This window comes from Shewanella phaeophyticola, assembly GCF_025398315.1.
Lineage (GTDB): Bacteria > Pseudomonadota > Gammaproteobacteria > Enterobacterales > Shewanellaceae > Shewanella > Shewanella phaeophyticola.
This window is the reverse complement of sequence record NZ_JAODOQ010000001.1, coordinates 694757-708038: the sequence shown is the minus strand read 5'-3', so window position 1 is coordinate 708038 and position 13282 is coordinate 694757. Positions and strand designations below refer to the sequence as shown.

At 39.4% G+C, this 13282-nt stretch carries 11 protein-coding genes and 2 pseudogenes; all 13 read right to left on the bottom strand.

Annotation, left to right across the window (positions count from 1 at the left end; all coding sequences use genetic code 11):
* Positions 1-41: 41 nt before the first annotated feature.
* The 13 genes and pseudogenes from N4T56_RS03370 to N4T56_RS03310 all read right to left on the bottom strand — a co-directional run bounded on the left by N4T56_RS03370 (position 42) and on the right by N4T56_RS03310 (position 13193).
* Positions 42-1553, bottom strand: a complete 1512-nt coding sequence (locus N4T56_RS03370) for a lipopolysaccharide biosynthesis protein (protein WP_261732212.1) — start codon at positions 1551-1553, stop codon at positions 42-44.
* A gap of 2 nt (positions 1554-1555) precedes the next feature.
* Positions 1556-2206, bottom strand: coding sequence for an ABC transporter ATP-binding protein (locus N4T56_RS03365; protein WP_261732211.1), 651 nt, complete (start codon positions 2204-2206; stop codon positions 1556-1558).
* A gap of 22 nt (positions 2207-2228) precedes the next feature.
* Complete coding sequence (locus N4T56_RS03360) at positions 2229-3014, bottom strand: ABC transporter permease (RefSeq protein ID WP_261732210.1); 786 nt, start codon at positions 3012-3014, stop codon at positions 2229-2231.
* 3 nt (positions 3015-3017) lie between these two features.
* The gene (locus tag N4T56_RS03355) at positions 3018-3152 is read right to left on the bottom strand and encodes a hypothetical protein (RefSeq protein ID WP_261732209.1); all 135 of its coding nucleotides are present in this window, start codon (positions 3150-3152) and stop codon (positions 3018-3020) included.
* A gap of 59 nt (positions 3153-3211) precedes the next feature.
* Positions 3212-3805 carry a hypothetical protein gene (locus N4T56_RS03350; RefSeq protein ID WP_261732208.1) on the bottom strand — a complete coding sequence of 198 codons (594 nt, stop codon included), beginning with the start codon at positions 3803-3805 and terminating at the stop codon, positions 3212-3214.
* Entirely contained in the window at positions 3774-4757 is a 984-nt protein-coding gene (locus tag N4T56_RS03345; RefSeq protein WP_261732207.1) for a polysaccharide biosynthesis/export family protein, read from the bottom strand. The genes N4T56_RS03350 and N4T56_RS03345 overlap by 32 nt, the downstream gene beginning before the upstream one ends.
* 5 nt (positions 4758-4762) lie before the next feature.
* On the bottom strand, positions 4763-5152 hold the full coding sequence (locus tag N4T56_RS03340) for a hypothetical protein (RefSeq protein ID WP_261732206.1): 390 nt from the start codon (positions 5150-5152) through the stop codon (positions 4763-4765).
* Between the two features lie 33 nt (positions 5153-5185).
* Entirely contained in the window at positions 5186-6235 is a 1050-nt protein-coding gene (gene wecA / locus N4T56_RS03335) for a UDP-N-acetylglucosamine--undecaprenyl-phosphate N-acetylglucosaminephosphotransferase (protein WP_261732205.1), read from the bottom strand.
* A 1191-nt stretch (positions 6236-7426) separates the two neighbouring features.
* Complete coding sequence (gene rfaH, locus N4T56_RS03330) at positions 7427-7936, bottom strand: transcription/translation regulatory transformer protein RfaH (protein ID WP_261734744.1); 510 nt, start codon at positions 7934-7936, stop codon at positions 7427-7429.
* Between the two features lie 377 nt (positions 7937-8313).
* A pseudogene (locus tag N4T56_RS03325) lies at positions 8314-8870 on the bottom strand (DUF4136 domain-containing protein).
* 477 nt (positions 8871-9347) lie between these two features.
* A pseudogene (locus N4T56_RS03320) lies at positions 9348-11092 on the bottom strand (sugar phosphorylase).
* 18 nt (positions 11093-11110) lie between these two features.
* Positions 11111-12334 (bottom strand): glycosyl transferase, encoded by a 1224-nt coding sequence (locus N4T56_RS03315; protein WP_261732204.1) that lies wholly within the window; start codon positions 12332-12334, stop codon positions 11111-11113.
* Between the two features lies 1 nt (position 12335).
* Positions 12336-13193: an HAD-IIB family hydrolase gene (locus tag N4T56_RS03310; protein WP_261732203.1), complete on the bottom strand. Its 858-nt coding sequence runs from the start codon at positions 13191-13193 to the stop codon at positions 12336-12338.
* Positions 13194-13282: the final 89 nt, after the last annotated feature.

Genomic DNA, 13282 nt, shown 5'->3' with positions numbered 1-13282 from the left:
GATACGAGATGCATTCAAAAGTAAGAATCAGTCAATGGTGACTAACGAAGTTCTTTTGCTGTTGCTATGATAATTTTACCTATGCCAAATAGCATTAACTGAAAAACCAGAAACAATAAAATATTGTAAGTGGTTTTAGGGTATTGGTTATCTTGTGGCAGTGTGGCCGATTCTACAACCACTAAATATTTGAGTTGTCTGTATGCTTCAATTCTAGCTTTATCTAACGATATTTCCGATGCTGTATAACCATTCAATGCTAATTCTAATTCAATTTTTAAATCAGCAAATTGGGCTAGCACTTCACTAACAGCCGTTCCGCTTCGAGGTAAAGAAGATTGATTTGAGGTATTGACTGAGCCTGAGTTTGCTTGCTTGCCCTGCTGGAGTGACAGGCGCTCTCGCTCTAACTCTAACTGATTTTTTAATGCTGCTAGCTCTGACTCAATGATCATGACTTGTGGTGCTTTTGAAGTCATCACTGACGTTAACCCTTTTAGCTCAGCACTTTTGCTTGCGATCTGGCTTTCTAAGCCATAGGTAATTTGTTGCAGAGCCGTTCCTTCGGCTTCTGGGTCGAGTAGATTATTTTTTTGTTGAAACGCTAAGATATTTTTTTGTACATCTCGCAGGCGGGTTTCTACTTTTTGATGCTCACCACGAATAAACTCTAATTGTGCATCTGCAAGCTGATGGCCAATGGAATTGATATACCATTCAGCACGGTCAACAATCGCTTGGGTTAATGTTTTCGCATATTCTGGCGTAAACCCTTGCACTAATATTTTGATGACACCTGATTTCTCGTCAATTTCTATAATCGTATGCTCAATATAATATTTAAGTAAATCTTCAATACTTGGGTTACTACTCAACCGAGAAAAAATATCGCCACCATCATGGTAATGTTGTTGAAGATTAAATTCTTTTTGTAAAAAATTGAGCATATCTTCAGAATGGATATATGCCTTAGCCAACTCTGTATCTGCTGTAGAGTTACTCCCTACGCCTAAGCCGCTAAGCAGCGCCATTGATGGATCCATTGTTGACATGCCATCGGGCTGCTGGATTATCAGTTGTGCACGGCTCTCATAACGAGGAGCCGCCCATACCAATTGGTAAAATGAAAATAAAACAAAAGGAATGAGCAGTACAATTACCCAAGGTTGTTTTAGTTTTTGGCACTGAAAATGCGTAAAGTATTGATTTGTTGTCAGTTTTATATTATTTAATACTGACGTATTTTCCATTTCTTCAACATTTTGGTTGTGTGAATGCTCTGTTTTATATTCTTTAGAAGAGCTAGTTTGGGTCATCTTTGCTTTAGCCGCTATCTCATTTGATAAACGCGTTAGTTCTTTCACCACATTTGGATTATTAGGTTGTAAATTACGGACTCGCTGCATTACTCGTCTGGCTAAATAGATATCTGACTTTTCGATTTCTTTTGATAGGTTAATTAATTTTTTAGGTGCATTCCAAATGGTTGTATCTGTCTTGTCGGCTAGTGCTTGAAAACGCTGTTCTATCTTATCAACTGCTTTTTGACTCATAATTATAATGCCTGATATTGAGCAATGCCTTGCTCTAAATCGTTGTAAAAAGTTAATTGACCTTTATGAAGCACTATAGCGCTGTCACAAAAGTGCCTAAGTTCATCCATTTCGTGACTGACCATAATCACATTGGCTGTTTTACTTTTTTGAGTAAGGGCTTTTCGTGCTTTGTTTCTAAATTTAGCGTCACCAACCGAGGTCACCTCATCAATAAGATAGATATCAAAGTCAATGCCAATTGAACAGGCAAAAGCGAGGCGCGGCTTCATACCACTTGAATAAGTCCCTACAGGTAAATCAAATTTAGGTCCTAGTTCAGCAAACTGGCGTACTCGATTTACATAAGCGTCTAGATCTGCAACACCATTGATCATACCAATAAAACGGGCATTTTCAGCACCGCTCATCTGAGGGTGAATACCTGTGGTTAAGGCTACTGGCCAAGATAAATGCAAGTCAGTAACGACTCTGCCTTTGTTCGGGTACTCACTGCCCGCTAAGATTCTAAATAATGTTGATTTACCAGCACCATTACTACCCAAAATGGCAATGTTATGACCCGAAGGGATTTCAAAATTTAAATTGTCGAATATAAATTGTTTACCGAGTGATGATGGGTAATATTTAGTGACATTTTCAAGTCTAATCATAAATGTTGGCTAACCCTAGAATTCATCGACTTATCGCCTGTTTCCAAGATATATGGTAAATGGACAATGAGAAAAAAAATAATATCAGCCCTGAAGTAAATAAATAAAACTCACTTACGGCTTCAGAACTGTAGGAGTGGTAGGCAGCATGACGTGATAACTCAATAGCATGCAATATGGGGTTCCAATCTAGGTAGTGCCAATACTCTTTTGGTACATCTTGCATTGAAAAAAATACCGCTGAGATAAAAAATAATGGCCGAGTTAACACTGATTGAATTTTGCTTATTTCGGGTACATAACATTGAAAAATAGCAATCAATAAACCTAGTGACATTGCTATTAGCCAGAGCGCAAATGCATTAATAATTATTGATAAAGGGTCATCTATTCGATAATCCATACCAATAAAATACATAATGACCAATATTAATAAGTAGACCATTAATTTAACCAAAAAGTAAAAAGCACCAGTTGCAATAATACTACTAATAGGTTGGACTTGCCGAAAGGCAAACAAGGCTTTATTTTTTTTAAGTGAATTTGAGCAGTTCATCAATGTATCTAAAAACAACTGAATAAACAGCATGCCATACATCATAAACTCAAACGTAGGAATACTATGAGTCTCACCGCCATTCATTCTGCCGCGTAAATACGAAAGCATAAATATGAACGCTAATGGGTTTATAACCGCCCATGCTAAACCTAAACGGTCATTAAAACTGGTTCGTATTTCGCGCACAAAAAGGGCAAATATGACGTCGCGCCATATTGCCCAATTGTTACGTTTTATAATGGTTGTCATTGATTATGTAGCCACATTTGCCGCAATGGCAATTTGGTAAATAATTTGAGTGACGTCTTTAATCGATTGCATAATTTTAGCGTCGACTTTAGGCAGCACTAAAATTTGGTCACCTGCTCTTAGAGGATGCTTTGGCATTGAGGTCTATCATTCCGTTTGGATGAATCACCATAATTTGTTCATAATTGGCACGTTCGCTATAACCACCGGCTCCAAGCAATATAATCTTCAACACTGGCATTTTTATTAAATACCAATGCTTGAGGCATTAATACTTCACCACCGACTTGAATTAAGTCTGTTTTAGCTGGAATAAAAACGATGTCACCTTGTTCTAGCTGAATATTAGCAACTTTACCTTGATCAGATATGACCACTTTACCTAACGGCACGATTTTACGTGCTCGCTCGGTAAACTCTAAGATCATTTTACCTTCTTCAGCGCGAATTTTTGCTTCTCCGTCGGAAGACGCTGGCGCGGTAAACACGCTACGCTCTAAACGTTCAAGAGATTGATCAATCATTTCTTTTTGTTTAACAGCAACACTTTTACGCTGAATATAGATAGACTCGTAATCTGTGAGATTTTTATCCACTTCAATTTGAGCAAGTAGGTCGTGTAGTCGGGTTTCTTTTTTTACCGCAAAGTATGAAGGACCTAAATAACTGCCTGATATTTGAATATCGAACACTTGTGCACGGATATCGTCATTAAAGATAACGCGGTCGCCATCCCGTAAATTAAATGTTTCAAAATCACTATAAGGTAAATATACGGAAAAAGTAGCCATCGTTACGATCGCCGACAATGCCTACATGGCTGACTTTAGCCAGAGGTAAAGCAAATTTAGCCAATTGCTGGCCATTGGCTTGGTTACCTGTAAATTCAAACCGGAATGGGTTTCTTACGCTACCAGACACGACAACGGTGGCTTTTTGTCGTTCGACTAAAATAACGTCATTATCTTTAAAATTAAATTTAGGTAGGTACCCTTTTAGCATGAAGTCGTATAAGTCTATCTCTTGTACAACCTCGTTTTGGCGAAGTACTTTAATTGAACGATAACTGCCGCGCTCAGAGTCTATACCACCAGCACGTTTTAAGTAATATAAAATACTGTCTGATGCGATACCGGCATATTGACCAGGGCGGATAACACTGCCACTGATATATACACTCACAGGTGTAGCAGTTAAAAGGTTTACGTAAATTTCGACACTATTTTTATAGACTTGTTTAATTTTTTGGCTAACAAAGTTGTTTAATTGACTCGCTTTTACGTCAGCAACATAAACAGAGCCAACATTGGTGATAAACAAGTTGCCTTGATTATCAACGGTGATGACTTCAGATTGATTAATTGCACCCCATAACCAAATTGATACTTTGTCACCTGGTGCAATTGTGTAATCTTCGTTTAAACCGTCAATTCGCTCACTTTCATAACCACCAGCAAATAAATTGGCACCAAAAGGCGGTGGTAGACCAATTTCAGATACCGGCAGTAATTCTGCTGCGGTCATTTCACCTGGCAGCATGATGCCGTCGCGTGGTGCTTTGGAATAACTGCCATTTTCTAGCGAAGCATTAGGCAAGGTTGTTTGTGTTGTACCCATGCTTTGTAAGTTAGTTAACGACATTTGATTGGGTTCTGCCGCTGTTGCGCTGAACACCCATAACTGAACAGTCGCCAGTAAACCTATAAGCAATTTATAGCAATGTTTTTTGATAGCTTTATTCATGTTAATTACGCTCCAAAGTCAATTGGGTTGTCTTTACTATCAATAACCTGAGGGATAATTGACCATTGAACGCTTTGATTGTCTTTACAAATTATACGGCGTTGTTTACCTGAATTATTTGTCATGTCACTCAAAAATACCTCTCTGCATTGCTTGCCAAGAGCGGAGAAATATTGCTTGCCTAGTGTAAATTGCACATCATTATAAACACCAGCGTAACCTTGAGGTTGCTGAGAAATGATTGTGTTTAATTCTGTAGGAAGCACATTTTCACCGATTGATTTAACAGGTTGATCTAATAACGGCATTGATGCTTCGATAACAGGTGGAGAAGAAGCGCAACCAATAAGAACCAACATTATGGCTGAAAGTGAGACGATACAATTTTTTTTCATATTTTATGTAATCTAATGATTTTGATTAATAAATTAAGACAATTCTGTTGTTTTTTTGCTATTTAAATGGTTCCACATATGCTGAGTACATAATGCGTAACCTATGAATAAAAAGATAAAAAATGTAAACAGAATCCATTCAGGAACAAAGTAGATTTCAGCAAGGCAACCAATAAAAGCAAACACACACGCAACTAAAGATATCGCAACGAGTGCATACCTTCTGCTGTAGCCATATGCTTCGAATAAATGATGTAAATGCTGCCTATCGGCGGTAAAAGGTGAACCGCCAGATTTCATTCGGCGGATCATCACAGACACCATGTCGATTAATGGAATAGCTAGTATATATAATGCAGTGACAGGTCTAAAAGCGGGTGTATCTAGCTCGGTACCAACAATCATTAACCATACGATTGTTAAACCAATAAACATGTTTCCAGAATCACCCATAAATACTTTGCTGAATGAGTGATGCAAATTCAAGTTGAACAATAAATACGCAAGAAGTGCCGCGATAAATAATACGGGCAGTAAATACCATTCGTTGGTGAGTCTACTGAGTAAAAATGCTAATGCACCAAATGCGATAAGGCTAAGTGCTCCGGCTAAACCATCAATACCATCCATCATATTGATCGCATTAATGCCTGCAATAATTGCAATAACACTCACTGCTGCACCAGCGTATCCCAATTTGAACTCAAAAAAGCCCAAAATTGAACCAAAGCTTTGCAAGTATGTTTCTGTGCCAAATATCATTAAAGAGGCAACGATAATTTGAGAGATGAGCCTGACTTTGACAGATAACAAGTACCTGTCATCTAATGTCCCTAAAAACAAAACCAGTGCAGCCGCTACGAGATAAATATTTAAGTTTTGACTGTGGTCGATAAAGACCATTGAAGTGATCAATACCGAAAAATAAATTGCGATACCTCCGATAAGAGGTATATGACCATCATGTACTTTTCGATCACATGGGTAGTCAAGTAATCCTGTTTTTACTGCTATAGGCTTCACTAGTTTGATTGCAAAGAACGAAACCAGAAAAGTCACTGAAACTGGGAGCCAATAATCCATTATTTATCCCTAATTGATGAATGATGATAGTTTTTTGATTTAAAAGCCAAAAAACACGAAAATAACAATTTAATATTAAAACGGAAAACAAAGAAATAGCGGCACCAAACTATTGTTTCATTGTTCAACATTTGAAATGTTTAACCTTAGATTTTAATTGAAGTAGCGCTACCGATTAGTACATACATCCATGTATTCCACTCTTCGAGCCAGCTAAAGCTGTTAGTGATTGTTCCTGACAAGTTTATCACGTGGCGGGCGAGACACCCTGATAAGTACATCCTGTACTTCTCTCTTAGAGCCAGCTGAAGCTGTTAGTGATTGTTCCAGACAATTATTTTCGGCGTTCGCTTAACGAATACTTATTCAAAATACAGTTTTCATTCGATGTCTTTATAAAATACATCCTGTATTTTACCCTTCGAGCACAGCTAAAGCTGTTAATAATTGTTCCAGACAATTATTTTCGGCGTTCGCTTAACGAATACTCATTCGAAATACAGTTTTCATTCGATGCCTTTATAAAATACATCCTGTATTTTCCCCTTCGAGTCAGCTGAAGCTGTTAATAATTGTTCCTGACAATTATTTTCAGGCACGCTACCGACCCGCGTGGCGGGCGAGACGCCCTGATTCAGTACATCCTGTACTTCTCTCTTCGAGCCAGCTGAAGCTGTTAGTGATTGTTCCAGACAATCACTTTCGGCGTTCGCTTAACGAATACTCATTCGAAATACAGTTTTCATTCGATGCCTTTATAAAATACATCCTGTATTTTACCCTTCGAAGCCAGCTGAAGCTGTTAATAATTGTTCCTGACAATTATTTTCAGGCACGCTACCGACCCGCGTGGCGGGCGAGACGCCCTTCGGCGTCCACTAAAAGACAGAAACTATTCTGTCTTTTGCCTTTCAGGCACGCTACCGCCCATGGATTACGGCTTCCAAATTGCCCGAAAATAATCTACTTGTATTTGTGCTCGCGTATTGTACCTAAAAAGCGTGCATTAATCTGTTCAAAAAGCACACACAACATCAAATGCTAACATTTTTTAAACATTCGATACTATTCAAGCCGTTGAAAGCTAAAAACCAAGCTTTTTCTCTCTGTTACACCTGGATAAATACATCCTAAAAAAATTTATAGCAAAAGTCTTACAAAAGTTATAGTGAAAGTCTCACTAACAATAAGTTAACTATCAGTTTTATTTTCAATGGTTTGTAAATTATCCAACTCAACTAAAATGCGTTTTTGTTGCCCCATAATAGTGAACAATACATGGCAACGTTTATCTGGGTTGTTTTCGTCGAAAATGGCCTCAAGATCTTTAAATGGGCCATCGATAAATTTCACTTTATCGCCTTTCGATAACGGTTTTTCAACTTCTGGCACATGACCTTGAACACGCCTCTTAAGGGCGGAAATAATTCTGTCGTCAATGGGAGTCATATCTTCTCGACAGCCTACTATGCGGTTAGCACCACGAGTATTGTGGATTTTGCTCACGCTAGTGACTTGTGGGTCAAAGTAGATAAATAGATAACTGGGGAAAAGCGGTACCGTGACCATTTTGCTTTTATTACGGATCGTTTTTTGCTGGGTGATCATAGGTAAATAACTTTCGACTTCTTGCAAAGCCAAATTTTGCTGAGCACGGACTTCATCACGTGGTTTGCAATACAGTAGATACCAAGATTTCATCATTACTCGCTTGTGTTAATTTACTCAAAAACCTTGAGTAAGTGACTTCCCATTCACAACAAGATTTTAGCAAACTTACTCACCCATTTGAATGATTTTATGTATTGAACGCCTATAAATACAGCACTTGAAGTGAATATAACGCTTTAACTGAATCCATGTTAAAAATCTAATTAATCTAACACTTTGATTTATCGAAAACAGCACTCAAATTAGCAGAGCAGTAATAGTGAATTATTGCACTATGTAAATACCATTGCGCGTTAATCAAAAACTGCTGGATACATTCTGAGTGGTCATTTCTGCGTATATGCTTAGGCAAAAAACCTCGGCGTTAACGTCGAGGTTTGATGTATTGGTTTAGATTATTGATTAAGCTACTGCCCTGTTTTTGGTGGGTAATTCATCATAACTTGACCAATTGCGTTATTGATTGATTCGGCACGCTCTTGAGGTGTGTTTTGGTCTCTTATTGTGTCAGCGACGGTGCCACGCCACACTAACTTGCCCGTTTTGTTATCGACTAAATCAACGATCATGGTACCAACTTCATATTCACGCACCACTGTTTCAGTTTGTATTGAACCACCGAGTCCCCAACGAGGCCATAATATGGGTTGTAACCGAAATGGCTATTAAAAGTGTCGATGTTGATTTTTTTATCTACTTTGGTGATGTAATTAACCAGTAAGTCTGCGCTTTGCTTGTCGACTTTACTTATCCCTTTTTGGCTTAACTGTGTTTCAATGGCTGAACGAACACGCTGATCCATTAGCCCATCTAGATGGTATACACCATCATCGTTTTTCTTTTCTATCCATGCGTATGATTTGTATTGCTCAAATGCGACTGATGGATCGAAGTCTGAACTTGATTTTAAGGTACTGCATGCACTTAACGCTAAGACCGCGGCGGCGATAAACAATTTTTTCATTACAGACTCCAAAATAGCATTGACTAATAAGCATAAGCTTATAGAGCGCATCAATGTTGTCAAGTTAACTAGGGTTTATGAACCTGCAGTAACAAAAGAACTTATTTTACTTATCGTCCCGGCAATGCTGTTGAACACGGAACCCATCGTCGTCCCGGCAATGCTTTTGAGCCGGGATCCAGCTGTTAGCTTTTAAGAGCAAACAAAACACCTGGATCCCCGATAAAAGACCTCGGGGATGACGGCCTAAAGTAGTACACTTGTACCTTGTCACTTGTCACTTGTCACTTGTCACTTGTCACTTGTCACTTGTCACTTGCCTCTTGTCACTTGCCCCTTGTCACTTGCTTCTTGTCACTTGCTTCTTGTCACTTGCCTCTTGCCTCTTGCACCTTGTACCTTGTCCCTTGTCCCTTGTCCCTTGTCCCTTGTCACTTGCCCCTTGTCACTTGTCACTTTTACCTTAACGCTTGCCACTTAAGCTTTATTACTGATCCACACGGTTTGATAAGGCTGTAATTGTATTGTTTTGGTTATATCTTCTATTTTGGTGCCGCTGAGTAAATCGACCCAGTGTTCTGATATGACCAGGTTAAGCTCATTGATGGGTAAATCGGTTACTTGGTCTGAGACATTACTGATACAAAAAATACTTTGTTTACGGTTTCGGCTTTGACGCCAAAAGCCAAATAGTTGTAGGCCTAAATGTAAGGTAAATTGTGTCGCACTGGGATGAAATGCGGCTTGTTGGGTGCGTATATTAATGAGCTTTGTCATCGCTGACAACACCTGACTGTGAGTACTTTGGGCATCGCCGAGTTGTTGCTTTAATACATCAAGGTCCCAACGGTGGCGGTTAATGGCTACTGATTGTGTGATGTATTGGCGAGTTTTTCATAGTCATTACGGGTACCCAGCAGGCTGTGAATGTATATTCCGGGTATCCCCTCAAGTGCCAACATGATGCTATGTGCACACATAAAGCGTTGCATACCCCATAAATCTTTACCTTTTGTGGTGCCTTGCAGGGCATCGTAAAGGGCAATATTAATTTCGTAAGGTTTTTGCTCGCCAGTTTCAGTGGTACGTGCTGATATTTGTCCACCAAAATGTTTCATGGTGTCGACGAGTGTTTGTATTTCATCATCGTCGAGTAATCCTTCAGCCGGACGTAACCCAATACCATCATGTGAGGCGATAAAGTTAAAGTAGGTTGTGCCATCTTGTGCAGGCGGCATGCTCATTAACCAACGTTTTAAATACAAGCAGTTACCAGTAATAAGAGTATTGATGAGCAAGGGCGGCAAGGAAAAATTATAAATACAATGTGCTTCGTTGGCATTACCAAAATAAGTTAAATTTTGGGTATTTGGAATATTGGTTTCGGTGATGATCATCGCATCATTTTGTGCATGCTCAATTAGCGTGCGCAGGAGACGAATAATTTCATGCGTTTGTGGCAGGTTGATTGATTTACTGCCGACGATTTTCCATAAAAAAGCGACTGCGTCGAACCTAAATATGCTGACGCCGGCATCTAAATATTGACGAATAATTGTGACAAACTCTATTAGAACTTGTGGGTTTCTAAAATCAAAATCCACTTGATCATGACTAAAAGTACACCACACATGTTGGGTGCCTGTGGGCGTTTCTGTCGGTCTTAATAATGTTGACGTTCGTGGCCTTACAACGTCTGATAAATCATCGCTAGGTTGTGCTGTAAAAAAGTAGTCGTAGCCAGGCTCTTCACCTTTACAAAAGTTTTCGAACCATAAACTGCGGCTAGAACAATGATTAATCACTAAATCTGACATTAACCGACGTTTACTGGCAATGGCGCTAATGTCAGCCCAATCACCAAGGCTTTCATTGACACTGGAGTAGTCAATAACGGCAAAACCATCGTCCGAACTGTAAGGAAAAAAAGGTAAAATGTGCACACTATTGATGCAGCCAAGGTAGCTGTCGATAAATTGTGCCAAGGTAGTTAGTGGACGCTCACCTTGTTGCAATATACTGTCACCATAGGTAATCATTATGGTGTCTTTTTCTGACCAGTGATTTACAAAAGGTTCAGGTACCTGACTAAATTCGGTAATGCGCATAATATCGATCAACCGATTCACCAATTGGTTTATCGGTTGATCGATATCAATGTCTTTATAAATACATTCCAGTTGATGCTGTAGCTTTTGGTGTAACCCGTCCAATACTGACATAAAAAAACCTTATATTAATCATTTACTGAATTCAGCATTGTCGGCCTCGACCGCAGCTTTAAGTTGTTCAAGTACGTCAGGCATTGCACTCACCACTCGGCTCCATGTTGGCATAAACGGTGTTTCCATTGGGTTGTCTAAAAACCGTTGGCCTGCCGTGACAATGTTTTGGGCAAACATCTCAACGGCCTTTTCTTCTAAATGGATGTCGGTGGTTAACCCATTCATCAATGCATCATTATGGTAAGTTTCGACATAATCGAGTGCGACACGATAATAAGTGGCTTTTAATGTACGAAATGATTCGGTGCTGAAAGTGTTGCCTTGTGTGGCTAATTTACGGAAAAACGCTTTCGTAATATCAATCGACATTTTTGATAAGCCGGCATCTTCATTGTTAAGCGACAAGTCTTGATGTTTGTGGTCGTAATTATCTGCAATATCGACCTGACAAATACGGTTAGGAGCATAATTGCGTTGCATTTCAGACAGTACGCCAATTTCTAAGCCCCAATCACTTGGGATACGTAAATCAGTTAATACATCACGTCTGAAAGAAAACTCGCCTGCTAATGGATAACGAAAACTGTCCATATATTCTAAGTATTCGTTATAACCCACGACTTTTTTTAATGCCTTAATCAGTGGCGTAACCAACAAACGTGATACGCGGCCATTGATTTTACCATCAGATAATCTGGCATAATAACCTTTGCTAAATGCATAGTTAAATTGAGGATTGGCGACAGGATATAACAATCTCGCCAATAAGGACTTCTCATATGTTACGATGTCGCAATCATGTAATGCCACCGACTCAGATTTTTTCGAGGCCAACATGTAACCCATGCAATACCATACATTGCGGCCTTTACCCAATTCTGTGGGCGCTAAGCCTAATTTTTGTAACTTGGCATCTAGCGCTTGAAGGCGCGAGCCGTCGTTCCATAAAATACGGTGATGTTGCGGCAATTCTCCAAAAAAACTCAGCGCATGTTTATATTGTGCTTCGTCTGCCCGATCTAAACCAATGACGATTTCGGACAAGTAAGGCACATCTTTAAGTTTTGTAACGATGCCTTTTAATGCATCGCCTTCTAGCTCGGAAAATAGCGAAGGTAATATCAGCCCGAGGGGTCGACTTTTGGCAAATTTAAGCAGATCTTGTTCGAGCTCATCATGACTACGACGAGTTAAATTGTGCATTGTTGTGACAATGCCATTTTGATAAAAATCAGCCATATTATGCTCCTGTTAATGACGCAGATGTTGAAGATGTGACCAATGAGGGTGTGAGTACTGTCGCAGTAATACACTCAGCCCAACCTTTAGAATCGCACTCTTGGCTTTTAATGGTTTGTTTTTTACGTAAGACTGGAAAATCATGTGTTGGCGATTTTATTTGAATGGCAATATCAGCCGCTTCTAACATGGCACTGTCATTGCCGCTGTCACCTAATGCGACTGTCGTAACCGGAGCTTGATAATGGTTTGCATACACTTGAGCCAGCCAGTTCATGGCTTTGCCTTTATCACTTTCACCACCAATGTGCAAAAAGCGACCGCCTTGCAACATATGGGCACCAAGTGATGTCATGTGTGCAATAAATTCTTGCTTACGTACATCATCTCCTTTCCATAGTAATGGTTCAGAATAATGTCTAACCAGTGCAAGCCGTGCTTTGTCGGGGGCAAGGTCGGTCACTTCACACAATTCTTCAACGCTGAATGACGAAAAACCCACATACTCGTCTTCAAACTCAACGGCTTGTTGAGCTAATAAATCAAGCCAATGCTGACGTGGTGGGCAAAACTCTTTAACCCAGTAATACCCTTGGGTAACGGTGTCTTTGGGTTGCTCATCAAAGTAACCTATAGGAATGTAAATAACTGCACCATTTTCAGAAATAAATGGCGAGTTAATGCCGATGGTTTGTTGTAGTTTTTCCATTTCAGCAAAGGTTTTACTGGTATTAGCAATTATGGGAATATGACGTTCATTGAGCTCTTCAATAACATCAATGGCATGGTTGAAACTATAGTCAAAGTGGTCGAGTAACGTTCCGTCAATATCAGTGAAAATCAGTGGTCTGCTGGTCATATCTTGTCCCTTTAACTTAGTACTGGATAGCGCGGTAAGAACAATCTTAGTTGTTACTTTGCGATATTACTAAATTAATAGATTCAGAA